The organism is Microbispora cellulosiformans (assembly GCF_008728085.1).
GTDB lineage: Bacteria > Actinomycetota > Actinomycetes > Streptosporangiales > Streptosporangiaceae > Microbispora > Microbispora amethystogenes.
Window position 1 is genome coordinate 485,105 of sequence record NZ_VYTZ01000002.1, and the last position, 25,147, is coordinate 510,251.

Annotated in this window: 22 protein-coding genes; 8 read left to right on the forward strand and 14 right to left on the reverse strand. The window is 72.6% G+C overall.

Features of this window, described 5'->3' with window-relative positions:
- Positions 1-55: 55 nt before the first annotated feature.
- Together F5972_RS06170 and F5972_RS06175 are read left to right on the forward strand one after the other, a co-directional pair.
- Positions 56-724 carry a potassium channel family protein gene (locus tag F5972_RS06170; protein WP_150931949.1) on the forward strand — a complete coding sequence of 223 codons (669 nt, stop codon included), beginning with the start codon at positions 56-58 and terminating at the stop codon, positions 722-724.
- On the forward strand, positions 724-1,392 hold the full coding sequence (locus F5972_RS06175; RefSeq protein WP_150931951.1) for a potassium channel family protein: 669 nt from the start codon (positions 724-726) through the stop codon (positions 1,390-1,392). Before F5972_RS06170 ends, F5972_RS06175 begins: the two co-directional genes overlap by 1 nt.
- A gap of 66 nt (positions 1,393-1,458) precedes the next feature.
- On the opposite strand, the gene F5972_RS06180 is transcribed toward F5972_RS06175, so the two are convergent.
- The 6 genes from F5972_RS06180 to valS all read right to left on the reverse strand — a co-directional run bounded on the left by F5972_RS06180 (position 1,459) and on the right by valS (position 7,893).
- Positions 1,459-2,127 carry a DUF3159 domain-containing protein gene (locus tag F5972_RS06180; RefSeq protein WP_150931953.1) on the reverse strand — a complete coding sequence of 223 codons (669 nt, stop codon included), beginning with the start codon at positions 2,125-2,127 and terminating at the stop codon, positions 1,459-1,461.
- 16 nt (positions 2,128-2,143) lie between these two features.
- Positions 2,144-2,536, reverse strand: coding sequence for an OB-fold nucleic acid binding domain-containing protein (locus F5972_RS06185; RefSeq protein WP_150931955.1), 393 nt, complete (start codon positions 2,534-2,536; stop codon positions 2,144-2,146).
- A 238-nt stretch (positions 2,537-2,774) separates the two neighbouring features.
- Positions 2,775-3,452, reverse strand: a complete 678-nt coding sequence (locus tag F5972_RS06190) for a DUF3710 domain-containing protein (protein WP_225311204.1) — start codon at positions 3,450-3,452, stop codon at positions 2,775-2,777.
- 46 nt (positions 3,453-3,498) lie between these two features.
- A complete protein-coding gene (gene dut / locus F5972_RS06195; protein ID WP_150931957.1) occupies positions 3,499-3,936 on the reverse strand; it encodes a dUTP diphosphatase in 438 nt (145 codons plus the stop codon).
- Positions 3,937-4,000: 64 nt separating this feature from the next.
- Entirely contained in the window at positions 4,001-5,281 is a 1,281-nt protein-coding gene (locus F5972_RS06200) for an AI-2E family transporter (protein ID WP_225311205.1), read from the reverse strand.
- 68 nt (positions 5,282-5,349) lie between these two features.
- Entirely contained in the window at positions 5,350-7,893 is a 2,544-nt protein-coding gene (gene valS / locus F5972_RS06205) for a valine--tRNA ligase (RefSeq protein WP_150931960.1), read from the reverse strand.
- Positions 7,894-7,962: 69 nt separating this feature from the next.
- Between valS and F5972_RS06210 the strand changes: the two genes are divergently transcribed.
- Positions 7,963-8,280: a DUF4235 domain-containing protein gene (locus F5972_RS06210; RefSeq protein ID WP_187406012.1), complete on the forward strand. Its 318-nt coding sequence runs from the start codon at positions 7,963-7,965 to the stop codon at positions 8,278-8,280.
- Here F5972_RS06210 and F5972_RS06215 read toward each other — a convergent pair.
- The 5 genes from F5972_RS06215 to F5972_RS06235 form a co-directional block, all read right to left on the reverse strand.
- Positions 8,270-9,667, reverse strand: a complete 1,398-nt coding sequence (locus tag F5972_RS06215) for an alpha,alpha-trehalose-phosphate synthase (UDP-forming) (RefSeq protein ID WP_150931962.1) — start codon at positions 9,665-9,667, stop codon at positions 8,270-8,272. The genes F5972_RS06210 and F5972_RS06215 overlap by 11 nt on opposite strands.
- Positions 9,668-9,956: 289 nt before the next feature.
- On the reverse strand, positions 9,957-10,709 hold the full coding sequence (locus F5972_RS06220; protein WP_225311206.1) for a hypothetical protein: 753 nt from the start codon (positions 10,707-10,709) through the stop codon (positions 9,957-9,959).
- A gap of 19 nt (positions 10,710-10,728) precedes the next feature.
- Positions 10,729-11,028 carry a DUF4193 domain-containing protein gene (locus F5972_RS06225; RefSeq protein ID WP_030454398.1) on the reverse strand — a complete coding sequence of 100 codons (300 nt, stop codon included), beginning with the start codon at positions 11,026-11,028 and terminating at the stop codon, positions 10,729-10,731.
- 257 nt (positions 11,029-11,285) lie between these two features.
- Entirely contained in the window at positions 11,286-12,599 is a 1,314-nt protein-coding gene (locus F5972_RS06230; protein WP_404803039.1) for a sensor histidine kinase, read from the reverse strand.
- A gap of 11 nt (positions 12,600-12,610) precedes the next feature.
- Positions 12,611-13,264, reverse strand: coding sequence for a response regulator transcription factor (locus F5972_RS06235; RefSeq protein ID WP_111698089.1), 654 nt, complete (start codon positions 13,262-13,264; stop codon positions 12,611-12,613).
- Between the two features lie 241 nt (positions 13,265-13,505).
- Here F5972_RS06235 and F5972_RS36960 point away from each other — a divergent pair, with 241 nt between their 5' ends.
- Entirely contained in the window at positions 13,506-13,670 is a 165-nt protein-coding gene (locus tag F5972_RS36960; protein ID WP_165900481.1) for a hypothetical protein, read from the forward strand.
- Positions 13,671-13,751: 81 nt separating this feature from the next.
- Here F5972_RS36960 and F5972_RS06240 read toward each other — a convergent pair whose 3' ends face one another.
- Together F5972_RS06240 and F5972_RS06245 are read right to left on the reverse strand one after the other, a co-directional pair.
- Complete coding sequence (locus F5972_RS06240; protein ID WP_150931964.1) at positions 13,752-14,555, reverse strand: inositol monophosphatase family protein; 804 nt, start codon at positions 14,553-14,555, stop codon at positions 13,752-13,754.
- Between the two features lie 121 nt (positions 14,556-14,676).
- Positions 14,677-16,632, reverse strand: coding sequence for a S9 family peptidase (locus F5972_RS06245; RefSeq protein WP_150932620.1), 1,956 nt, complete (start codon positions 16,630-16,632; stop codon positions 14,677-14,679).
- A 105-nt stretch (positions 16,633-16,737) separates the two neighbouring features.
- On the opposite strand from F5972_RS06245, the gene F5972_RS06250 reads away from it, so the two are divergent.
- Positions 16,738-17,724: a ferrochelatase gene (locus F5972_RS06250; RefSeq protein ID WP_150931966.1), complete on the forward strand. Its 987-nt coding sequence runs from the start codon at positions 16,738-16,740 to the stop codon at positions 17,722-17,724.
- Between the two features lie 9 nt (positions 17,725-17,733).
- On the opposite strand, the gene F5972_RS06255 is transcribed toward F5972_RS06250, so the two are convergent.
- Entirely contained in the window at positions 17,734-18,876 is a 1,143-nt protein-coding gene (locus tag F5972_RS06255) for a lytic transglycosylase domain-containing protein (RefSeq protein WP_225311208.1), read from the reverse strand.
- A 236-nt stretch (positions 18,877-19,112) separates the two neighbouring features.
- Between F5972_RS06255 and F5972_RS06260 the strand changes: the two genes are divergently transcribed.
- From F5972_RS06260 to sepH, 3 genes are all read left to right on the forward strand, one after another.
- Positions 19,113-20,303 (forward strand): MFS transporter, encoded by a 1,191-nt coding sequence (locus F5972_RS06260; RefSeq protein WP_150931968.1) that lies wholly within the window; start codon positions 19,113-19,115, stop codon positions 20,301-20,303.
- Between the two features lie 79 nt (positions 20,304-20,382).
- A complete protein-coding gene (locus tag F5972_RS06265) occupies positions 20,383-21,675 on the forward strand; it encodes a D-arabinono-1,4-lactone oxidase (protein WP_150931970.1) in 1,293 nt (430 codons plus the stop codon).
- Positions 21,676-22,139: 464 nt separating this feature from the next.
- Positions 22,140-24,920, forward strand: a complete 2,781-nt coding sequence (sepH, locus tag F5972_RS37840) for a septation protein SepH (RefSeq protein ID WP_225311209.1) — start codon at positions 22,140-22,142, stop codon at positions 24,918-24,920.
- Positions 24,921-25,147: the final 227 nt, after the last annotated feature.

The window sequence follows — 25,147 nt, forward strand, 5'->3', positions numbered from 1 at the left end:
AGGGCGACATACTGTCTCCAATAGGAGTCCGCCACAAAACCCACGGCGGGGGAGCATGCATATCGTGATCATGGGATGCGGGCGGGTCGGCTCGACCCTGGCCCACATCCTTGAGGACAACGGCCATTCGGTGGCGGTCATCGACCGCGACCCGCAGGCCTTCCGGCGGCTGCGGGCCGGGTTCCGGGGCCGCAGGGTCACCGGCATCGGCTTCGACCGCGACGTCCTCGAAGAGGCGGGCATCGCCTCGGCCGCCGCCTTCGTCGCCGTGAGCAGCGGCGACAACTCCAACATCATCTCGGCGCGGGTCGCGCGCGAGATGTTCGGCGTGGACAACGTGGTCGCCCGCATCTACGACCCCCGCCGGGCCGAGGTCTACCAGCGGCTCGGCATCCCCACCGTCGCCACGGTCCGCTGGACCGCCGACCAGATCCTGCGCCGGGTGCTGCCCGAGGGCGCCGAGCCCCTGTGGCGCGACCCGACGGGTACGGTCGTCCTCGCCGAGGTGGCCTTCCACCAGGGCTGGATCGGCACCCGGGCCAGGGTGATCGAGGACGCCACCGGCGCACGGGTGGCCTTCGTCAACCGGATGGGCGAGGCGCTCGTGCCCAGGGACGCGACCGTCGTCCAGGAAGGGGACATCCTCCACCTGGTCGCCGCCGAGAACGACATGGACCGGGTCAACAAGGTGCTGTCCGCCGCGCCGTCCGACGAGGAGCACTGATGCGCGTCACCATCGCCGGCGCCGGAGCCGTCGGCCGCTCCATCGCGGTGGAGCTTCTGGAGAACGGCCACGAGGTCCTGCTCATCGACATCGACCCCCGCGCCATCAAGATCGACAGCGTGCCCCGGGCCGAGTGGCTGCTGGCCGACGCCTGCGAGATCTCCTCGCTGGACGAGGCCGGGCTGAACAGCTGCCAGGTGGTCATCGCCGCCTCCGGCGACGACAAGGTCAATCTCGTGGTCTCGCTGCTCGCCAAGACCGAGTACGGCGTGCCCCGGGTGGTCGCCCGCGTCAACCACCCGAAGAACGAGTGGCTGTTCAACGAGTCGTGGGGCGTGGACGTCGCCGTCTCCACCCCGCGCCTGCTGTCGGCCCTGGTCGAGGAGGCGGTCAGCGTCGGCGACCTGGTCCGCCTGATGACCTTCCGGCAGGGCCAGGCCAACCTGGTGGAGCTCACCCTCGCCGACGACGCGCCGGTGGTGGGCCAGCGGACCGGCTCGGTCCCCTGGCCGGTGGACTCCGCCCTGGTCGCGATCCTGCGGGAGGGCCGGGTGCTGGTCCCCTCGGCCGACGACCCGCTGGAGGCCGGCGACGAGCTGCTGTTCGTCGCCAGCCAGGAGGTCGAGCAGGAGCTCACCGAACTGCTGTCGGCCCACGAGCGCCCCTGACCGTACGGCGCCCGCCGCCCCGGACCGGGAAACGCCGGGGCGCGCGGGCCGTACCGGCGGAGAGGGTCAGACGGACGGCTGGGCGGGGGGCTCGATCGGCGTGCGGCCGCGGGCGAGCACCCACACCATCGCCGCCAGCCCGGCCACCTGGAGCGGCCAGCCCAAAGCGATCTTGCTGATGCCGAGCGCGGTCACGTGGTCGGCCAGGTAGAGCGGCAGCTGCACCACCACGCGCAGCAGGCAGGGCAGCATGAGGAGCCACGTCAGCCGCGCGCACAGCCGCACCAGGGCGGGCTCGTTGTGCCAGGCCGTCGGGTCGCCGGTCACCGAGCCGATCAGGAAGCCCACGATCGGCCAGCGGACCACGATCGACAGCAGCATGCCGGCCGCGTAGGCCCCGTTGTAGAGGATCCCGGGCAGGAAGACGTCCTTCGCGTCGCCGGTGCGGGCGGCGAAGAACGCGCCGATCCCGATGCCCACCAGGCTGTTGAGCACGAACTGCGGCGTGGTCCGCTGCGCGATCCGCACCAGCAGGAGCGCCACCGCCGAGGCGATGCCGACGATCAGCGAGGTCTTCAGGTCCTGCGTGGCCATCCACGTGCCGGTGAAGGCGATCGTGGGCACGGCCGCCTCGACGATCCCCCGCTTGCCGCCCAGCGCCTTGCTCATCTGGGCACGAACGGCCGCCTCAACGGTGGCGTGCGCCGCGGGGGCCGTCATGTCCGCTGTGCTCATACGGTCTCCTGAGAGATCAAGGGCCACCAGCCGGGCGCAGCTCGTAGCGGGGGTTGAACATGACCTTACGGCCGTCCTGGACGCTGATCAGTCCTTCGGCCCGCACCACCCGGCCGGGCTCGATCCCGGCGATCCTGCGGCGGCCCAGCCAGACGAGGTCGATCACGTCCGACCCGTCGTACAGCTCGGCCTCCAGCGCGGGCGCGCCGCCGCGCGGGCGGAGGGTGACGGTGCGCAGCGTGCCCGCCACGCACGATCGCTGGCGCTCACCGCACCGCGCGATGGGCGTGGCCCCCTCCTGCTCCAGGTCCTCCCGGAGCTCGGCGGCCTCCAGCTCGGCCTGGCTGGTGGTCAGCCGCCGCAGGAGACCCCGCAGTCCGCCTCGTCTGGCAGGCTCCGGCGTGTCCATCGGTCGCTCACCCGGCTTCCTCGCTCGCTGTCCCCGCGGGGGGACCCATCGTCTGGCTCCACCCCGGGTGTCCGTTCCCGGGCCATGCCTCCCCGCAGCATACGTGAGAACGCCGACCCGTCAGAAGGACGGCAGGGGCAGGGCTTGCCCCCGATTCGCCAACGGCCCGCGGGCGAGGTCGCGGCGCGCCGGGCACCCGGCCCGCGGGTGAGGCCCGTCGGGCCGGACGCGCCGCCGCTCAGCGGATCTCGCTGATCTCCGGGCCGCGCTCGAACGGCCGCAGCTCCTCCCGGCCGGGCGCCTGCTCGTCGGCGGGCTGCCGGTCCGCCGGAAGACGCAGCGGGATCACCTCCCGGGGCGGCATCGGCTCGTCGCCGCGGACCACCACGATGCCGCGGACCACGTCCTCCAGGATGTCGCCGGCCTCCCCGCCGGCCGCCGCCGGGCCGCTGATGACGGCCTGCAGGAACCAGCGGGGGCCGTCCACGCCGAGGAAACGCACCGGCTGCGGCTCCGTCTGGCCCTGCGCGGGGGCCCGGCCTGCGAGCTCGGGGCCGAAGGGCCCGTCCCGCTCCTCCAGGGCCCCGCCCGCGGCGGTGACGTCCCGGACGGCGTCGGCCCGCATCTCGTCCCAGATGCCGTTCCGCTTGGGCGCGGCGACCGCCTGGACCTGCAGCAGGCTCTCACCCAGCAGGACGATCACCCCGGTGATCTGGTCGCCGTCCACCCTGAGCTGGATCTCGAACCGGGGGTCGACGGGCAGGCGCAGGCCTCCCAGGTCGACCCGTTCGGCCTCCGGGTAGTCGTCCGCCGCGTCCCAGGGGCCCGTCGTCCGCGCCGGGGCGGGGCTGGCCTCCCGGACGGCCGGTGCGGTCTCCTCCTCCGCGCGTCGCCGGCGTCGAAACACTTCGCTCACTCTCCTCGTATTTTGCCCGTGCCGGGTGTGCCCGTGCCCGGGGTCGTCAGCTCCCCGTCGAGCCGAACCCGTTCGTGCCCCGTACGGAGCCGGGCAACCGGTCCACCTCGTAGAACGCCGCACGCTCCACCCGCTGGACGACGAGCTGGGCGATCCGGTCGCCCCTCCGGAGCCGTACGGCGTCCTTGGCGTCGGTGTTGATCATCGTGACCTTGATCTCGCCCCGGTAGCCGGCGTCGACCGTGCCGGGCGCGTTCACCAGTGTGACGCCGTGCCGGGCGGCGAGGCCCGAACGCGGATGCACGAACGCCGCGTAGCCGTCCGGCAGCGCGATCGCGACGCCGGTTCGCACGACGGCCCGCTCCCCGGGCAGCAGTTCGACGTCCTCCGCCGCGTACAGGTCGGCCCCGGCGTCGCCGGGGTGCGCGTACGCGGGAAGCGGCAGGCCCGGATCGAGCCGGTGGATCAGGATCTCGACGCTCACGCGGCGGCCTCGGTTCCCGCCGGCGATGTGGCGTTCGGCACAGGGCTGCTCATGAGGCAAGACCCTACCCGTTGCGCTGGGGCGAGACCGCCTCTCCCGCGCCGGAGGACGGCGGCGCCGTCCCCGTGGGCCCGTCCTCCTCCGCCTCCCCGCCCCTCTCGGCCGCGGAACGGGCGTGCCCGGGCTCCGGGGGCGGCTCCGGGGCGGGCTCCAGAGAGGGCACGCCGGGCCCCGGAGGACCGTCCGGCGGGCCCGCGTCTCCCCTGTTCCCCGACGGCTCGATGGCGGGCCGGTCCGAGCGCAGCTCCGGGAGCGCGCGGTAGATGACCGCAGTGAGCGGCACGGCCACGGCCGCCCCGGCGATGCCGCCGAGCACGCCGCCGACGGCCAGGACGAGGATGATCGCCAGCGGGTGGAAGGCCAGCGCGCGGCCGACGATCAGCGGCTGGAGCACGTGGTTCTCCAGCTGCTGCTCGACCACGAGGATGCCCACGAACACCAGGGCGTAGACCCACCCCTGCGAGCCGAAGGTCACGAGCGTCGCGATCGCGCCCGCGAAGAGGATGCCGACGATCGGGATGAAGCTCGCGAAGAAGATGAGCACGGCGAGCGGGGCCCACAGCGGCACCCGCATCCCGGCGAGCACGATGCCGATCACGATGCCGTGGATGGCCGCGACGGCCACCGTGCCGTGCACGTAGTGGGAGATCGTCACCCAGGCGGCCCGGCCGGCCCTGTCGACCCGGGGCGCGGCCTGGCCGAAGCCGCGCAGGAACCAGGCCCAGATGCGGTCACCGTCCTTGAGCAGGAAGAACGTCACGAAAAGCAGCAGGACGATCGAGGCCAGGACCTCGACGAAGGCGGTGGCGCCGGTCAGCAGGGTGCTGGTGATCTGGCTGCGCTGCTCGTTGACCTGCCGGCTCAGCTGGTCGACGATGTCGGCGATCTGGGCCTCCTTCAGGTGAAGGGGGCCGTGCAGCAGCCAGTTCTGCAGGTTGCGCGCGGTGAGCTGGATCTGCGCGACCAGCCGGGGGAACTCCTCGTTCGCCCGGGTGCCGATGAGGATGCCGATGCCCACGATCACGGCGAGGCCGAGCAGCATCGTGATCCACGTCGCGTAGATCGGCCGCAGCCCGGCCTCCCGCAGCCGCCTGGTGAGCGGATACAGCAGCGCGGCGAGCAGCAGCGCGACGGCCACCGGCAGGACCACGAAACTGATCCTGCCGATGATCATCGCCAGCACGTAGATCGCCGCTCCCACCAGAAGCAGCCGCCAGCTCCACGCCGCCAGCGTGGCGAGTGTCGGCGGCACCCCCTCGGGGGCGCGCCTCTTAGACGGGATCACGGCTCCAGCCTGGCATGCCCGGGGGTGCGGCGCGCAGTCGTTTTACCTTCCGTCTGCCGGCGGCTCCGTCAGCCGGCCAGTTCGGCCACGGCGTCGAGGGGGGCGTCGCCGGGCTCCAGGACGAACTCCTCGACGTTGCCCGCCGCGCACAGGTCGTCCTGGGCGAGCCTGACGAGGCCGGCCTGGTCCCCCGACACGGTCAGCCGGGACACCTCGGCCCGCATGGACTTCCGGGCCTCCGACTTGGCCCGCCGCACCCGGCGCAGCACCTCGGCCACCGCCTCCAGCACCGCGGGGTCGCCGCGCTCCGCCTCGGGCAGGTCCTCCGGAGACGGCCAGGCGGCGCGGTGCACCGACCCCTCCCGCCACCACGACCAGACCTCCTCGGTCACGAACGGCAGGAACGGCGCGAACAGCCGGAGCAGCACGCCGAGCGCCGCGCGCAGGGCGGCGACCGCCGACGCGTCCCCGGCGTACGCGCGGGCCTTGACCAGCTCCACGTAGTCGTCGCAGAACGACCAGAAGAACCGCTCGGTCCGCTCCAGCGCCCGCGTGTAGTCGTACGCCTCGAACGCCTCGGTGGCCTCGTCGACGACCGTCCGCAGCGCGGCCAGCATGGACAGGTCGACCGGCTCGGTGACCTCCCCTCCCCCGCCCGACGTGAAGCCCAGCACGAACTTCGACGCGTTCAGGATCTTGATGGCCAGCCGCCGGCCGATCTTGATCTGGCCCGTGTCGAAGGCGGTGTCGGTGCCGGGCCGGCCGCTCGCCGCCCAGTAGCGGACCGCGTCGGAGCCGTGCTCCTCCAGCAGGCCCATGGGCGTGACCACGTTGCCCTTGGACTTCGACATCTTCTTGCGGTCGGGGTCGAGGATCCACCCGGAGATCGCCGCGTGCCGCCAGGGCAGCCCGCCGTGCTCCAGGTGCGACCGCACGACCGTCGAGAACAGCCAGGTACGGATGATCTCGTGGGCCTGGGGCCGCAGGTCCATCGGGAACACGCGGCGGAACAGGTCGTCGTCGCGCTCCCACCCGGCGGCGATCTGCGGGGTCAGCGAGGAGGTCGCCCACGTGTCCATGACGTCGGGGTCGCCGGCGAAGCCGAGCGGCTTGCCGCGCTGGTCCTCGGTGTAGCCGGGCGGCACGTCGCTGGAGGGGTCGACGGGCAGCGCCCCCTCCGGCGGGGTGATCGGCGCCTCATAGACGGGCTCGCCCTCGGCGTCGAGGGGATACCAGACCGGGATCGGCACGCCGAAGAACCGCTGGCGCGAGATCAGCCAGTCGCCGGCCAGGCCCTCCACCCAGTTGTCGTACCTGACCCGCATGTGCGGCGGGTGCCACTCCAGCTCCCCGCCCCGGTCGAGCAGCGCGCGGCGCAGGGCGAGGTCCCGGCCGCCGTTGCGGATGTACCACTGCCGGGTGGTGACGATCTCCAGCGGGCGGTCGCCCTTCTCGTAGAACTTCACCGGCCGCCGGATGGCGCGCGGCTCGCCGTCCAGGTGACCCGACTCGCGCAGCATCCCGACGATCCGCTCCCGCGCGCCGTGCACGGTGCGGCCCGCCAGCTCGGCGTACGGCCCGGCGGGCACGCCGTGCGGCGGCTCGGGGAGCAGGCGGCCGTCCCAGCCGATCACCGGCCGGGTCGGCAGGTCGAGCTCGCGCCACCAGGTCACGTCGGTCACGTCGCCGAAGGTGCAGATCATCGCGATGCCCGAGCCCTTGTCCGGCTCGGCCAGGTGGTGGGCCACGACCGGCACCTCGACCCCGAAGACCGGGGTGCGCACGGTGGTGCCGAAGAGCGGCCGGTACCGCTCGTCGTCGGGGTGGGCGACCAGGGCCACGCAGGCCGGGATCAGCTCGGGCCGGGTCGTCTCGATCCACACGCGCTCGCCGAACCCCTGCTCGCGCTGCGCGGGCGACAGGTCGAAGCCGATGCGGTGGAAGGCGCCGGGCCACTCCCGGTCCTCCAGCTCGGCCTGGGCCACGGCGGTGCGGAACGTCACGTCCCACAGGGTGGGCGCCTCGGCGACGTACGCCTCGCCGCGGGCGAGGCCCCGCAGGAACGCCCGCTGCGAGGCGGCCCGGGCGCCGGCGTCGATGGTCGCGTAGGTCAGCGACCAGTCCACCGACAGGCCGAGGCGGCGCCACAGCTCCTCGAAGGCCTTCTCGTCCTCGGCGGTGAGCCGCTCGCACAGCTCGATGAAGTTGCGGCGCGAGATCGGCTCCTGCCGCTTGGCGTCCGGCTTCTCCGGCGGCGTGAAGTCCGGGTCGTACGGCACGGAGGGGTCGCAGCGGACGCCGAAGTGGTTCTGCACGCGGCGCTCGGTGGGCAGGCCGTTATCGTCCCACCCCATCGGGTAGAAGACCTCGCGTCCCCGCATCCGCCGGTATCTGGCGATCGTGTCCGTGTGCGTGTAGGAGAAGACGTGCCCCACGTGGAGGGATCCGGACACGGTCGGCGGCGGCGTGTCGATGGAGTAGATCTCGTCCCTGCCGCGGGACCGGTCGAACCGGTAGGTCCCGTCGGCCTCCCAGCGCGCTACCCATACCGCCTCCAGGCCGTCGAGAGCAGGTTTCTCGGGCATGGCTGCGGGGAGTCGCTGTTCGGTCATGCCACCACATGGTATGGCGTGGCGCATCTCCCCGAGGGGAGACACTAAGGTCGTTATGGAGGAGGAATCATGGCGGACACGGCTCGCGCGGCCAAGCGGGAACTCGGCCTGTCGGAAAAGCCCGACATGCAGTGGCGAATCATCGGCGGACTGCTGGGCCTCGCGGTGGGCTTCGCCTCCCGCAAGGTGCTGGCGTACGCCTGGGAGAAGGCGACCGGCAAGGAGCCCCCGGCGAGCGCCGACTCCCCGGACATCGGCCTCGGCGAGGCGATCGCCTACGCCGTCGTGATGGGCCTCGGCATCGAGGTCACCCGGATCGTGGCGACCCGGGCGGCGGCCAGGAAGTGGCGCTCCTGGAAGGACGCCGCCCGCGACCTCACTCCGTAGGCACCGGCTCCCCGGACTCCAGGGCCGTGAGGAAGTCACTGGCCCACCTGTCCACGTTGTGTGAGGCGACCCTGCGCCGCAGCGAGCGCATCCGGCGGGCGAGCTCGTGCGGGGTCGCCCGCATCGCGGCCAGCATCGCGCGCTTCATCCCGGCGATGTCGTACGGGTTGACCATGTAGGCCTGGCGCATCTCGTCGGCGGCCCCGGCGAACTCGCTCAGCACCAGCGCGCCGCGCAGGTCGTGGCGGCAGGCGACGTACTCCTTGGCGACGAGGTTCATGCCGTCGCGCAGCGGCGTGACGACCATGACGTCGGCCGCGCAGTACAACGCGGCCAGCTCCTCCTTGTTGTACGACTGGTGCAGGTAGGAGATCGGATGGCGGCCGAGCATGCCGTGCTCGCCGTTGATCCGGCCCACCCGCAGCTCGATGTCGTTGCGCAGCCGGATGTATTCGGCGACCCGCTCCCGGGTCGGCGTCGCGACCTGGACGAACACCGCCTCGCCCGGCTTGACCGACCCGTCGTCGAGCAGCTCGCCGAACGCCTTGAGCCGCTGGCCGATGCCCTTGGTGTAGTCGAGCCGGTCGACGCCGAGCAGCATGTGCTCGGGGTCGCCCAGTTCGGCCCGGATCTCCCTGGCCCGCTGCTGGACGCGCGGCTCGCGGACGAGCTGGTCCAGCTCGCCGAAGTCGACCGAGATCGGGAACGACTCGGCGCGCACCGTCCGGTCCTCCAGCTGGATCTCGTTGCGCAGGTACTGCACGCCGAGCAGGCGGCGGCACAGGCGCAGGAAGTTGGCGGCGCCGCCCGGCCGCTGGAAGCCGACCAGGTCGGCGCCGAGCAGGCCCTCCAGGATCTCGTTGCGCCAGGGGAGCTGGTAGAACAGCTCGCCCGGCGGGAAGGGAATGTGCAGGAAGAACCCGATCTTCAGGTCGGGCCGCAGCTTGCGCAGCATGGCCGGCACGAGCTGGAGCTGGTAGTCCTGCACCCACACGACCGCGCCGGGGGCGGCGGCCTCGGCGGCGGCCCGGGCGAACCGGTCGTTGACCGCCTTGTAGGCGTCCCAGAGCACCCGGGAGTAGACCGGGGTGGCGACCACGTCGTGGTACAGCGGCCACAGGGTGGCGTTGGAGAACCCCTCGTAGTAGAGCTCGACCTCCAGCTGCGAGAGCGGCACGGGGATCAGGTGCATGCCGTCGTGGTCGAACGGCTTGAGCTCCTCTCCCGCCGCGCCGGTCCAGCCGAGCCAGGCGCCGTCACGCCGCTGCATGACGGGCGCGATGGCGGTCACCAGGCCTCCGGGGCTCCGACGCCACTCGTTCTCCCCCACGCGGTCCACCGGCAGCCGGTTCGCGACGATCAGAAAAGAGCTGGTGCCATCACGCATGAACCCTCCAGGGTCGTCTGTGACCACCATACGGAAAGCCACCAGGCGACCCCATACCCGTAATGACGTGCACAATTCACAGTTGAAACTGTGAGAATGATCTCACGCAGCTCACGGGGCCTCGCCAAGTGGTTTAGACCAATCGGTGACACTTCTCTACCCGGAACATCGGGACGGACGGGAAGTGCCGATTGGGATGGTCACCTGGACCAACGGCCGTCGCCGGAGGCGTGCGGGGACGGCATGGGACGGCGGGAATGACGGCGGAGAGGACGGGCCGGGAACCGGGTCAGCTCGGCGGGAGGGCGTGCCGGCGCTGCAGGTCCGCGCGCACGGCGGCGGCGAGCTTCTTGGTGGCGGCCCGGTTGAGGGCGGCGCCCGCCACCGCGCCGGTGAGGAAGGGGCCGAGGGTGGTGAGGTGCCGGCCGAGCGTGCGCATCAGGCGGTTGCGCAGCGCGGTCTTCGCGGCGGTGCCGAGCGCGATCGTGGCCGAGCCGGGGGCGAGGGGATTGACGCCCCGCTGTTTCGACCAGGCGAGGGCGAACGCGGCCGCCCTCTGGGTGCCGTTGCCGGGCACCTGCACGCCGTACACCTCGTGGAGCTCGGCGAGGAGCTTCACCTCGATGGCCGCCACGACGAGCGTCTCGGCGACGATCTGGGCGGGCGCGGACAGCAGCAGGGGCGGGGCGGCGAACTCGGCGGCGGCGAGCGCTCCGCCGACCGCGCCGACCGCCGTGGTCGCCTTGGCGGCGGTGCGGACGAGGTCGTCGGCGAGCTGGTCGCCGGTGAGCCCGTAGTGGTGCTCCCGCAGCGTCTCCAGGTCCCTGATCGGTAACCGCGGGGCGATGTTCATGAAGACGTCGGCGAGCCACCGGCCCCGGCCGGTGCCGCGCTCGCGCGCCTTCCTGGCGGACTGCGCCAAGGCCTTGCTGAGGCGGCCGAGCAGCCGTCGCCGCTCGGCCCCGTCCGTCTCCTCAGGGGCCACGAGTTTGCCGACCAGGTCGGCCACCTCGTCGTTCGTCCGATCCGCGTCTGAAGTCACGGACCCTCCTCAGGGTCTCCTAGGCGGCACACTCGCGGCAGACCTGCTGGCCGTTCTTCTCCGAGGCCAGCTGGCTGCGGTGGTGCACCAGGAAGCACCGCGAGCAGGTGAATTCGTCGGCCTGCCGAGGAATCACCCGAAGCGAGAGCTCCTCGTTCGACAGGTCCGCCCCCGGCAGCTCCAGCGACTCGGCCAGATCGGTCTCGTCGATGTCGATGCTGCCCGACGACTTGTCGCTGCGGCGCGCCTGTAGTTCCTGGAGGCTGTCCTCGCTGAGATCGTCGTCGGTCTTACGCGGGCTGTCGTAGTCGGTAGCCATCTGCTACTCCATCCCCCTCATCTATCTGCCTGCGCCTGTGTCGCGCGTCTTAACGCTCGGGAGGCCGGTGTTGTGCCCGCGGGGGCCGGAAAATCGTGCAATCGGTACCCGCTTGAACGAACACTGAACCTCCCGACACGGGTGGCGTGCACCGCCGGGGACTGCGGTTAGCCAAATATGGCGAAAACCACAGTATCGGCGGTATCCCCACCGTGTTCGACGGCACATCCAACCACATGTACGGCGCGCACGCTCCATCAGCGCGCCGACTGCGGCATCCCCGGAGAAACCCCGTTTCCGGAGAGTCGCACCGTCACCACGAGCCCGCCCCCGTCGCGGGGGACGGCGACGACCGTTCCGCCGTGCGCCCGGACGATCGCGCGCACGATGGACAGGCCGAGACCCGCGCCTTTGGCGGACTGAACCCGGTCGGCATTCAGCCGCCGGAACGGCTCGAACAGGCTCTCCACCTCGTACGCGGGAACGTGCGGTCCCGTGTTCGCGACCTGAACAACCGCACCCCCGTCCACCATTCCCGTACGGACCCATACTTTTCCGCCGGGACCAAGATTGTGTTTGATGCCGTTCTCCACGAGGTTCGAGAGGCAGCGTTCGACGAGAACGGGATCTCCCGTCGTGGCGGCGGGATGAAGGTCGTGTTCGACCACGACCTCTTCCTCCTCCGCGTAGGCGGCCAGCTGCTCCACCGCCGTCCTCGCCACCTCCTGCACGTCCACGGGTTTGCGCACCGACAGCTCCCGCTCGCTGCGGGCGAGCAGCAACAGGCCCTCGATGAGCCGCTCGTTGCGGGCGGTGGTGCCGAGGAGCGTGCGCCCGAGCACCTTGAGGTCGTCCGACGCCTCGGGGTCGGACAGGGCGACCTCCAGCACGGTGCGGTTGATCGCCAGCGGCGTGCGCAGCTCGTGCGAGGCGTTGTCCACGAACCTCCGCTGGGCGTCGAAGGCGGTGTTGAGCCGGGTCAGCATGGCGTCGAACGTGTCGGCCAGCTCCTTCAGCTCGTCGTCGGGGCCCTGGAGGTCGATGCGCTCGTGGGCGAGGGAGGTCTCCGACAGCTTCCGCGCGGTGGTCGTCATCTTGATGATCGGCCGCAGCGCCCGGTCGGCCACGACGTAGCCGAGGATCAGGGCGAAGATGCCCACGCCCAGCAGCGCCAGCAGCGACCGCTGCAGCAGCTCGCCCCGCGCCGCCGCCGTGGCCTCCGCCTGGAGGTTGGCGTAGTTGTTGTTGAACTCGTCGATCACCTCCTGCGGCACGCTCGGCGGCAGCAGGATCTTCGGCACGCTCTGCCAGCCGACGTTGATCGCGTGGCCGACCAGCACGTACATGACCATCACCAGCAGCGCGCCGGCGACGAAGACCAGCGCGGCGTACGTGAGGGTCAGCCGCCAGCGGATGCTCACGCGGTTCTGCAGCGACCGCATCTCGTCGAGGATGTTGGCCCGCTGGACGGGGTGGGCGACCAGCGGCGGCGGGCCGTCCCAGGCGGGCGGCCCGCTGGGCGGCGGCGGAACCTGGCTGCGGTAGGGACCGGTGCCCATCGGGTCCGACATCCGGCCGCGCGTCACAGCCGGTAGCCGACGCCCGGCACGGTCTCGATGACCGGCGGGTCGCCCAGCTTCTTGCGCAGGGTCATCATCGTCACCCTGACCACGTTGGTGAACGGGTCGATGTTCTCGTCCCATGCCTTGTCGAGCAGGTCCTCCTGGCTCACGACCGCGCCCTCGGCGCGCATCAGCTCCTCCAGCACCGCGAACTCCTTCTTGGTGAGGTGGATCTCCGCGCCGTCCCGGGCCACCTGGCGCTTGCCGGGGTCGAGCCGGATCCCGGCCCGCTCCAGCACGGGCGGCAGCGCCGGCGCGGACCGGCGGCCGAGCGCGCGCACCCGGGCCACGAGCTCCATGAAGACGAACGGCTTGGCCAGGTAGTCGTCGGCGCCGAGCTCCAGCCCCTCCACCTTGGCGTCGACGTCGCCCGCCGCGGTGAGCATGATGATCCGCGAGGCGGACCGCTCCGCGACCAGGCGGCGGGCCACCTCGTCACCGTGGACCTTCGGCAGGTCGCGGTCGAGCACGATCACGTCGTAGTCGATGTACCCGGTCTTCTCCAGGGCGGCGGCGCCGTCGTAGGCGACGTCCACGGCCATCGCCTCCCGGCGGAGGCCGGTGGCGATCGCGTCCGCGAGCACCCTCTCGTCCTCCACCACTAGCACGCGCATCAGGTCCTCCTCGCTGGTACGGACGCCTCATTGTGGCCCTGACCGGCGTAAGCCGCCGGTAAGCGGCCCCGGCACTCTACGTGACGTAGAGCACAGAAATTCACAGGTTTGCGCTGAGTCCTGTTATGGGTATGGCCCCGGGCACCCTCCATTGTCGTGTGCCGGGGTAGGCGCGTCTCTCCTGAGCGGATTCCGCGCCGGCGTCCCCGTGCCACGTCCGCCCCCTGAGAAAGAAGGTGAGATGGGCGAGTTCACGACCACGATCGAATCCAGGCTCGACCAGGCCTACAAGGGTCTTGAAGAGGCCACGACGAGCGGGGACGACTTCCTCGCCGACACCCTCACCGCCGAGATCGAGGACCTGCACCGCCTCGCGGAGGATCACGGCGTCTCCATCAACCGCTGACCGCACCGTCACCTGACGAGGGGGCCCGCCGGACGGCGGGCCCCCTCGCCTGTGCCGGGGACAAGCCCGGGGGTGTGGCGGTCAGTCCCGCTCGGGGTCGAGGGGGACGAGCAGGTCGTGCAGTTCCTCGAAGAGGCCCGGCGCGGCGCACAGCACCATGTCGGGGCTGACCGGTTTGCCGTTCAGGCCGCCGACCCGCGCCCCCGCCTCGGCGGCGACCAGCCCGGCCGCGGCGTGGTCCCAGTAGTTGGCGCCGCGCTCGTAGTAGGCGTCGACCCGGCCGGCCGCCACCGAGCAGAGGTCGATCGCGCAGGAGCCGCCCCGCCGGATGTCCCTGACCCTCGGCACCACCTGCGCGACCACCTCGGCCTGCACGCGGCGCCGGGCGGCGCCGTAGCCGAAGCCGGTCGCGACGAGCGCACGGTCGAGCGGGACGCCGGTGTTGCAGCGCAGCCGCTCGCCCCGCAGCCACGCGCCGCCGCCCCGGCGGGCGGTGAACAGCTCGCCGCGCGGGACGTTGTTGACCGCCCCCGCGACGATCTCACCGTCCACCTCGACGCCGATGCTGACCGCCCAGTCCGGCACGCCGTACAGGAAGTTGACCGTGCCGTCGATGGGGTCGACGACCCAGCGGACCACGCCCTCGCCGGGGGTGTCGCCGCCCTCCTCGCCGAGGACCGCGTCACGCGGCCTGGCCTCGGCGATGCGGGCGCGGATCAGTTCCTCGGCGGCCCGGTCCAGCGCGGTGACGACGTCGGTGGGGCTCGACTTGGTGGCGAGCACCTCGGGCCGCGCGGGCCGCTTGGCGAGCAGCATCTGACCGGCCTCCTCCGCTATGCGGGCCGCCAGGTCCAGCAGCTCCTCCTCCCGTACACGGTCGTCCATGCCGGTGTGCCCCCTATCGAGTCGGTGATCGTCCGTGATCACCCGCGGCCGTCCGCCGGAACGGAACGGCCACGGGTAACCCGCACATCCTCCCAAACCGGGATCGAGTGATCTCGGGTGGTCACCGCAGGGAGGCCGGGCGTCGCCACTCCTCCCCGAGCACGTGCTGGGCCAGGAAGGCCAGGACGGTCTCGTACCACGCGATCGCGTTGCCGGGCTTGAGCACCCAGTGGTTCTCGTCGGGGAAGTAGAGGAACTTCGCCTCGGCCCCCGACCGCTGGAGGTCCCACCACAGCCGCAGGGCCTCGCCGATCGGCACGCGGTAGTCCTTGTCGCCGTGGATCACCAGCATCGGCGTCCTGATCTCGCCGAGCCACCGGTGGGGCGAGAGGCGCTCGTAGCGGGCCGAGCCGGGCGCGCCGAACTCGCGATACCAGTAGTCCGCGTCGTCCGTGGTGCCCGCGAACTGCTCCAGGTTCCACAGGGAGGCGTGCGTCACGATCGCCTGGAAGCGGTCGGTGTGCCCGGCGACCCAGTTGGCCATGTAACCGCCGAACGACCCGCCCATCGCGGCCGTCCGCTGCTCGTCGATCTCCGGCCGCTTCAGGCACTCGTCGGTGATCGCCATCAGGTCGGCGTGGGTGACCGGGCCCCAGTCGCCCCAGCCCCGGTCGATCATTGCCTGGCCGTACCCGGTGGACAGGCAGGGGTCGGGCAGCAGCACGGCGTATCCGTGCCTGGCCATCAGCCAGGGGTTCCAGCGCCAGCTCCAGTCGTTCCAGCTCCCGAGCGGCCCGCCGTGGATCCACAGCAGGAACGGCGCCGGGCTCTCGGCGGTCGCCTCCGCGGGGACGACCAGCCAGCCCCGGATCTCGGTGCCGTCGTCGGCCGTGGCGGTGACCTCGGTCAGGGTGCCGGGCAGGTCGAGCGCCGGAACGGGCGAGGGCAGCGTGGTCACCGTGCCGTCCGGGGCGATCCGCACCGGCGCGGGCGGCGAGTCGACCGCGCCGCGCACGGCGTAGACCACCCCTCCAGCGGCCGGGCACAGCTCGGCATAGGCGCCGTCGTCCGAGGTCAACCGGGTCAGCGCCGCGTCGGAAGGCGCGTCGAGGGCGACCCGGAAGACCGGGCGGCGGCCCCGGTCGTCGGCGGCGACGTAGAGCTCCTCCGACGAGGGCGCCCACGCGACCGACGCCGGGAAGATCTCCTCGGCGACGGCCCGTCCCACCCCGGTGTCCAGGTCGATCACCCACAGGTCGACCGTGGCCGAGACCTGCTCGGTGGCGTGCCGCTCGCGGGTGCAGGCGACGTGCCGCCCGTCGGGCGACACCAGGACCGGCCCGCCGAAGTCGTGCTCCGGCGAGGTCGCGAGCGTCCGCCGCGACCCGTCCGCGACGTCGATGGCGACCAGGTCGGTGCGCCCCCCGCCGTTCGGCAGGAACTCCCGCCAGGCGGCGATCACGGTCGAGCCGTCGGGGACGACCGCGAAGGAGGCGTCGCGCAGCGCGCCGCCCGGCTCGGGGGTCAGGTCCCGCACGTCCTCCAGGCCGTCCCGGGCGGCGCGGCCCGCGAAGAGCCGGGGCTGCGCCGGGCCGAGGTCGTGGTCCCAGAAGCGGATCGGGTAGCCCTCGTGCAGGATCGCGCTGACGCCGTCGTCCTCGCGGCCCTTGCGGCGCTCCTCCTCGGTCGCGGCGTCGCCGGGCAGCACCTCGGAGGCGTAGACCACCACGTCACCGGCCGCCCGGACCGCGCCGATCCCGCCGGGGCGGGTGGCCAGCCGTACGGGCTCGCCCCGCGCGGGCAGCAGCCACAGCGCGGGCACCTCGCCGCCGGGCTCCTTGACCGTCTCGTCGGGCCGCCGGGAGACGAACAGCAGGTCTCCGCCGGGGGCGAACTCCGCGCCCGCCTCCCCCTTCGCCGACCGCGTCAGCCGGTGCGGCTCACCGTCAGGGGTGAGGGGGATCTCCCACAGCGCCGTTCCGTACGACTTGCCGTCGGGGTTGAGGGACTGGACCACGGACACGAGCCGGGTTCCGTCGGGTGACAGTCGCAGCGACGCCACGCGCGGCAGGGCCATGTACTCGCGGATGTCGGGGAACTCGCGGGTGCCGGGAAATTGGGTCACCGCTCGAACCTACTCGCCCGGGCCGCCCGGCTCGACCCCCCGATAGTGTTGTCGTTCATGGGGAGCACCACGGGGTCTGACGCGGGCTACGACGCTCTGCTCGTCGTCTCGTTCGGGGGGCCGGAAGGGCCCGAGGACGTCATGCCGTTCCTGGAGAACGTCGTACGCGGCCGGGGCGTGCCGCGTGAGCGGCTGCTGGAGGTCGAGGCGCACTACCAGCGGTTCGGCGGGGTCAGCCCGATCAACCGGCAGTGCCGTGAGCTGATCGACGCGCTGGATGTGGACCTTCCGGTCTACTGGGGCAACCGCAACTGGCATCCGTTCCTGGAGGACACGGTCCGGCGGATGAAGGAGGACGGCGTGCGCCGGGCGGCGGCCTTCGTCACCGCGGCCTACCGCTCCTATTCGAGCTGCCGGCAGTATCTCGACGACATCGACCGGGCCCGCGCCGCCGTGCCGGGGGCTCCCGAGATCGTCAAGCTGCGCCACTACTACGACCATCCCGGCTTCGTGGCCGCGATGGCCGACCACACCCGCGAGGCGCTCGCCGCGCTGCCCGAGGACGTGCGGACCGGCGCCCGGCTCGTCTTCACCGCGCACAGCATCCCCGTCTCCATGGCGCGCACCGCCGGCCCGTCCGGGGGCGCGTACGAGGCCGAGCTGCGCGAGACCGCGCGGCTGGTGGTCGAGCAGGTGGACGCGGGACGGCCGTGGGACCTGGTGTGGCAGAGCCGCAGCGGCCCGCCGCAGGTCCCGTGGCTGGAGCCGGACGTCTGCGACCACCTGGAGGCGCTGCACGCCGAGGGCGTGCCGGCCGTGACGCTGGTGCCGATCGGGTTCGTGTCCGACCACATGGAGGTCGTCTACGACCTCGACACGGAGGCCGCCGACCTGGCCGGCAAGCTCGGGATGCCGCTCACCAGGGCCGCGACCGCCGGCACCCATCCGCGGTTCGTCTCGATGGTGGCCGAGCTGCTCGCCGAACCCGCGCCCGCGCCGTGCCCGGGCACCTGCTGCCCGGCCCCCGCCCGCCGGCCTTCCTAGGGTCCTGGGTCAGGAGGCGTACGTGCGGGCGTAGGCGTCCGCGAGCGACAGCACCTTGTTCACGTAGTCCCAGGAGTGGTTGTAGAACCACACGGACTTCCTGAGCTTCTCGCCGCCCTGGCCCGCCCCGTTGGCGCACAGGTACGTGGCCGCCGACGGCACCGCGTCGAAGGGGCTCCAGATGTCCGCCTTGCCGTCGCCGTCGCCGTCCACGCCGTACGACTTCCAGGTGGCGGGCATGAACTGCATCGGCCCGAGCGCCCCGGCGGACGACGGGCCGTTGTTGCGGCCGTGGCTGCTCTCCACCTGGCCGATCGCGGCGAGGACGGTCCAGGAGAGGCCTGGGCAGACGGTCGCCGAACGCTGGTAGAGGTCGAGGTAGCTCTCCGGCCGGCCCACCAGGGCCTGGCCCCGCGGCTGCGCGGCCTTCGGCCCTTCGCTCTCCGGGCCGATCCGCACGACCTGCGCGCCCTTGCCGAGCAGGCGGGCGACCGCGTCCCGGTCCACCTTGCCGGGGTCGCCGTGCACGAGCACCACGACCCCGCCGGGGAAGCCGAGCCGCTGCCCCACGTCCCGGCTGACCAGCCCGTCGATGTCGGGCAGCCCGAGCGAGGCCGAGGCGGCGACCCGCAGCCGGGGGCCGCCGTCGATCTGGTAGTCCACGCCCAGCTCCATGCCGAGCCGCTTGATCGTCCCGCTGTCGGCGACCATCTCGCCCCGGGCGAGCGCGCTCCACACCTCCGGGTGCTCGGCGACCCGCTTGGGGGTCCAGGAGCGGAACTGCGCCGGGTCGACCGCGAGCAGGCGCAGGGCCGTACCGGAGACGTGCACGGCGCCGCCGTCGGCGACCGCCACCTTCTGCACGTGCGGCAGCTTGGCGACCTTGCGGAGCGTGCCCGCCGGGACCGTGGCCGGGGAGATCGCCAGGAGCTGCGGCGGCGTGACCTGCACGCCCGGGCCGCCCGCGACGGGCGCGCTCGACGGCAGCGTGCGGTCGGGCAGGAGGGCGGCCGTGGTGGCCCGCGCGGCCGGCAGCGCCTTGTCCGGACGCGGCCGGTCACCGGCCGCGAGCGCATCGGCGTCGGGCCGGGTCACGAGGGCGGCGACACCCATGGCGAGCACACTGACGATCACGACCGCGAGCCCGGTCACGACGGGACGGATGCGCCCGGTAGCGTAGGAAGAGCGGGAAAGCACAGTCAGACCCCGCACCCCCGGCGACGGAAAATCACTTGCCCCATGATAGGCGGGCAGGCGATGGTCGAAACCGGAAATCTACGACGTCCGCGTGCCTCGGGAGTTCTCACCGGAACATTCCGCAGGCCGCCGCCGCTGTCCGAACGGCCGGCCCGGACGCACACGCACCATCGTGCTGAAGGGGAACACCAATGGTCGGGCCGTATCGCGGGCTGTTCGGCACGCCCGGAGTCAAGGGCTTCGTTTTCGCGGGGTTCGTGGGCCGGGCGCCCATGTCGATGCTCGGCATCGGGGTCATCCTGCTCGTCAACGCCGTCACCGGGTCGTACGCGACGGCCGGGGCGGTCGCGGCGACCGTCTCGGTGGCCTTCGCGATCGCCGCGCCCCTGTCGGGGCGGCTCGTGGACCGCTTCGGCCAGTCGCGGGTGCTCGTCCCGTTCATCCTCCTGCACGCCGCCTCGATCAGCGCGCTGATGCTGTGCGCGCACGCCCGGACCCCCCAGTGGGCTCTCTACGCGGCGGGCGTCGCGTCCGGCGCCACCGGCCTGTCGCTGGGCTCCATGGTCCGGGCCCGCTGGTCGCACGTGCTCGACGACCCCTCACGGCTGCACACGGCGTTCTCGTTCGAGTCGGTGGCCGACGAGCTGATCTTCGTCGGCGGCCCGGCGTTCGTGACCGCGCTGACGACGGGCGTCAACGCCTACGCCGGGCTCATCGCGACGATCATCCTGGCCCTGTCGGGCACGCTGGTCTTCGCCTGCCTGCGCGGCACCGAGCCGCCGGTCGTCCGGCACCAGAGGGCGGGCGGGTCGCCGATCGCGATCCCGGGGGTGGCGCTGCTGTCGGCCGTCTTCCTCGCCATGGGCGCGGTGTTCGGCTCGGTCGACATCATCACCGTGGCCTTCGCCGACGAGCACGGCAACAAGGCGGCGGCCGGGCTGCTGCTCGCCTCGGTCGCGGCCGGCAGCATGATCTCGGGCCTGTGGTTCGGCTCCCGGCACTGGAAGATCGGCCTGCGCAGCCGGTTCGTGCGGGGGCTGTCGCTGTTCGCGGCCGGGTTCACCCCGGTGCTGCTGATGGACGACATCCGCGCGATGGCCCTCGCGCTCTTCCTCGCCGGGCTGTCGATCTCCCCCACGCTGATCACCGGGTTCTCGCTCGTCGAGCGGATGGTGCCGGCCGGGCAGCTCACCGAGGGCATGGCGTGGATCTCCACGTCCATCGGCCTCGGGGTGGCCGTCGGCGCGTGGGCGGGCGGGCGGCTCACCGACGCCTACGGCGCGTCCAACGCGTACGGCTTCTCCTACGCGTGCGCGCTGCTCGCCGTCGCGGTCGGTCTCGGCGGGTCGGCGCTGGCCCGCGTACGGCAGCGAGCCGGCTGACGCTCTTTTTCGGCGTGTAGGCAGCGCGGGCGTTCATGAGTAGTGTTCACGTTCACTGCCAGGCCACTGGATGGAGAGCATGGACGCCTTCGTCAACTGGGCGCGCAACCAGTCGGTCACGCCCGCCGAGGTGCGCACGCCCGCCTCGGCCGCCGAGGTCGCGGACGCCGTACGGGACGCCGCGAGAGCGGGCCGCCGGGTCCGCATGACCGGCACCGGGCACTCGTTCACCGGCGTGGCGCTGACCGACGGCGTCCTGCTGCGGCCGAACGCTCTTACCGGGGTGCTCGGCGCGGGCGACGGCTGGGTGAAGGTGGCCGCGGGCACGCCGCTCCACGCGCTCAATGAGGAACTCCACCGCCGGGGGCTCGCGCTCGCCAACATGGGCGACATCACCGCGCAGACCGCCGCCGGGGCGATCCAGACCGGCACCCACGGCTCCGGCAGGCACACCGGAGGGCTCGCCGACCAGGTCGCCGAGCTGGAGATGGTGCTCGCCGACGGCTCGGTCGCGACCGTACGGGAGGGCGACCTGTTCGACGCGGCCCGGGTCGGGCTGGGCGCGCTCGGCATCCTCACCGCCGTCACGTTCCGGGTCGAGCCCGCGTTCCTGCTGCGCGCGCGGCGGGAGCCGATGGCGTTCGGCCGGATCCTCGACACGCTCGACGACCTGACCGGGGCCGACGACCATCTCGACTTCTTCTGGCTGCCGCACACCGACACCTGCCTGGTCAAGCGCAACAACCGCGACGCCGGCCCGGCCCGGCCGCCCACGGCGTTCAAGAGGTGGCTCGACGAGGTGTTCCTGGAGAACACGGCGTTCGGCGCGGCCTGCGCCCTCGGGGCGCGCTTCCCCCGCGCGGTGCCCGCGATCAACCGGGCGTCCGCCCGGCTGCTGGGGACGTCGGAGTTCGTGGACGCCTCCCACCGCGTCTTCACCTCCGTCCGGGAGGTCCGCTTCCTGGAGACGGAGTACGCGATCCCGCGCCGCCACCTCGCGCGCGCCCTGCGGGAGGTCCGCGACCTGCTGGACCGCTCGGGCCGGCCGGTCACGTTCCCGGTGGAGGTCAGGGTCACGCCGCCCTCGGACGCCTGGCTGTCCACCGCGTACGGCCGGGACTCGGCGTACGTCGCCTGCCACGTCTACCGGGGCGCGCCCGACCCGGAGTACTTCGCGGGCGTCGAGGAGATCATGACCCGGCTGGAGGGCCGGCCCCACTGGGGCAAGCTGCACACCCGCGACGCGGACTACCTGCGCGGCGTCTATCCCCGGTTCGGCGACTTCGTGGCGCTGCGGCGGGAGATGGACCCTCACGGGCTGTTCGCCAACGATTACCTCGACCGGGTCCTCGGCGCGTCGCGGGATGGCTGACCCCATCGCCGCGTAAAGTCCCTCTCCACGGTCCGGCGTCTTCCGCGTGTCGCGTTGCCCGAGCCTCCCCCGGGGCAGGCACATTGCGGAGCACGGGCAGACCGGAGCCCGGCGCGCCACTCGAACCGAGGGAGCAACGCAGTAATGAGACCCTCCCGCAGGTCCGGCCGCACGGCGTACGGCACGTGCGCCGTCGCCAGGCCGTACGGACGGGCCGTGGGCGCGCGCCATCCGAGACACGACCCACACTCTCGCGTTCCGGGCGCCGCCTTTCCTCTGGTCGATCATGACCGACGGGTTGCGGCGAAGTGAACGTCAAAAATGTGACCGGGGTCACAACACCTGCCTCGCCTCCTGGCGAGGCGATGTTCGGACATGCCGGGTACGGTGCTGGAAGGCAACCGGTTCACGCGAGAGACTCAAGGGTCCGGGGGAAGACAGAGCACGACGACGAAGGGACTCGCATGCAGGAGCTCCGTCTCGTCGCGGTGAGTGAAGACGGAACGTACCTCGTCCTGGCGACGGCCGGGCGGGGCACGCGCTTCACGCTGCCCGTCGACGACCGGCTCCGTGCTGCGGTTCGCGGCAACTTCTCCCGTCTCGGCCAGTACGAGATCGAAGTGGAGAGCCCGTTGCGTCCCAAGGAGATCCAGGCGCGCATCCGTGCCGGCGAGACGGCGGAGGAGATCGCGGCCACCGCCGGCATCCCGGTGGAACGAGTCCGCTGGTTCGAGGGGCCCGTTCTCCAGGAGCGCGAGTACATGGCCCAGCAGGCCCAGCGGGTCCCCGTCCGGATGCCCGGCGAGAACACCCCCGGGCCGACGCTCGGCGAGCTGGTGGCCGAGCGGCTCACCCGGCGCGGCGTGCCCGCCGACGAGATCGACTGGGACTCGGCCAAGCGCGACGACAACCTCTGGCGGGTGCGGCTCGGCTTCGTCTGGAACGGCCACACCCGGCACGCCGAGTGGCTCTTCGACCCCCGCCGCCGCCACATCACCCCGAACGGCGACGAGGCCATGCGCCTGTCGGCCGCCGAGTACGTCGAGCCGGACCAGGCGGACGACGCCACCGTACGGCCGTTCGTGCCCCGCCTCGCCAGCAAGCTCGCCCCCGTGCCGCCGCTGCCCAACGAGGTCCGCAGCCGCGACGAGTCCTCGTTCCGCCCCGAGCCGGTGCGCTATGAGCCGTCGCGTCCCGAGCCCGCGCGTGCCGAGCCGGTGCGTCCCGAGCCCATGCGCGCCGCCGAGCCGGTGAGATATGAGCCGCCGCGGGCCGAGCCCGCGGCCTTTGCCGAGCCCGCAGCTTTCGTCGAGCCGCTGCCGCGGCTGGGCGCTCCGCTGCGCCCGGAGCCCGGTCGGCAGCAGGACCCCGCCGCGCGGCGCGACCCCGGACGGACGGACCCGTCCGAGGAGGAGCTGGCCGCCTACCGGCCGGAGCTCACCCCCGTGCCCTTCCGGCTGCCGCAGTCGCTGATCCCCGCGCCCGAACCGGTCGCCCCGCCCGCCCTCCCGCCGGCCCGCGACCCCTACGACGCCGCCCCGGCCGCTCCCCCGGCGAGCCGGGATCCGTACGACGCGCCTCAGCCCGCTCCTGCCGTGAGCCGGGACCCACACGACGCTGCCGCGCCCGTGTCCCCGGCCGCGCCGCCTGCCCCGCCCGCGCGGCCCGCCCCAGCCCCGGAGGTCGCGGCGTACGCGCTGCCCCCGGCCCGGACGGAACCAGAGCCTGCTTCGGCCCCGGACACTGCCGCGACAGCCGCGCCTCCTGCGCAGACCGAACCCGAGCCTGCGGCCACGCCTGCCGTCTCCGCGCCCCCCGCGGCGCAGAGCACCACCGCGACGGACACCACAGCGCAGGCCATGTCCGCGACCTCCGCAGTGGAAGCGGAGCGTGGCGCGGACGCGCCGACGGGGCTCATGGCGAGCCAGGATGGCCCTGTCGGCGAGCAGACGGATTCGGGTGCGGACACGACGTCTGCGGTGCAGACCGTCACGCCCTCCCCGGTGCCGGATGCTCACGCCGACGCCGCCACAGGCTCTCAAACCGCCTCCGATAGCGCCCCGGCCGGCTCTCGGACCGCCGCCGATGACGTGTCGGCGGATTCGCGGCCCGGCCCCACGACGGCGTTGGACGCCAAGGAGACCGCTGTGGCGGTCACACCCGGTTCCGATACTCCGTCTGCCGCTGCGACCGTCGCTGACGGCGACACACGGCCCGCGCCTGCCGCTGAGTCGGCGCCGCAGGCAACGACGGACGTTCCGTCCGCCGCTACGACACCCGCCCCGAAGGCGGATGCCGATGCTCGCGAATCGGACGCCGCTGCCCATCCGGTGGAAGACGCTGCGGCACACGACGTCGCAACACCCGCCCCTGCGCGCGCCGACGTGTCGTCTGCCCACGATTCAGCGGCAGCGGCCCCTGCGGCAGCCGCGAGCGCGGACGACGACGCTCCTGCCGTACAGGACCCTGGCACCGATGCGCCGCAACAGGCGGCGGCCGTGGCGAAGGCGACCGAAGCACCGAGCATCGCCACCGACGTGACCGCGGGGTCTGCGGCCCCGGACGCAGGGAGCGCGGACACGTCCGACGGCGGCACTCCAGGTGCGCAGGACAGCCCAGCACCCGCTGCGTCGACTGGAGACACGACAACCGGCGGCGTGGCGGACACGGCGAGCGCCGGCGCATCGGATACCGACACCGCCGTAAGCGGCGGGACGGCGAACACCGACGGCAGCGCCCCCGCGGCGGTGGCCAGCCCGGCGGCAGCCGACGCCACAGCCGCTCCAGCCACGGCAGCGGCCACGAAGACGAAGACGGACACCGTGGCGAGCACTCCGGCGGGTGCTGGGACGGAAGCCGCTGCGGACAGTGCCACAGACACCGCTGCCCCGCCTGCCGTACCGGCAGCGGAGCCTGCCGCACCCGCCGCCGCGGCTGACACGGGCCAGGAGACGCGGCCCGCTGTTCCCGCGCCCGCACCGCCCGCTGAGGCGGCCAGGGCTCCTCAGCCGCGACCGAGGCGAGCGGGAGACCGCACGGGAGACGAGGCCAAGGGCGGCGCCAAGGACGGGTTGAAGGACAGCCCGAAGGACACCGCCAAGGATGGTCCGAAGGAGTCGAAGCCCGAGACTCCCGCTCCTCCGGTGCCGAAGCCCGCTCCCCCGCGTCCTCGGAAGTCGCGCGGCCGACGGGCCTCCGTACCGACCTGGGACGAGATCATGTTCGGAGCGCGCAAGCAGGACTGACGAGCGCGGCAGCTCTAGCCCTACTCCTCAACCCATCGCCGACCGTGAGTGGAGCCGTCGCGGTATCCATCCGCTTGTGCTGTGGCGGCTCTCCGCCGACGCGATCGCTTCGAGCTCGCCGCGGTAGCAGGCGGCGTAGCCGAAGAGGTCGATGATCTCGCGCGGCCAGGCTCCGTGTGGGCCAACGGCGCCCGGAGGGCACCGTCCGGCTGATATGTCGACGCCGG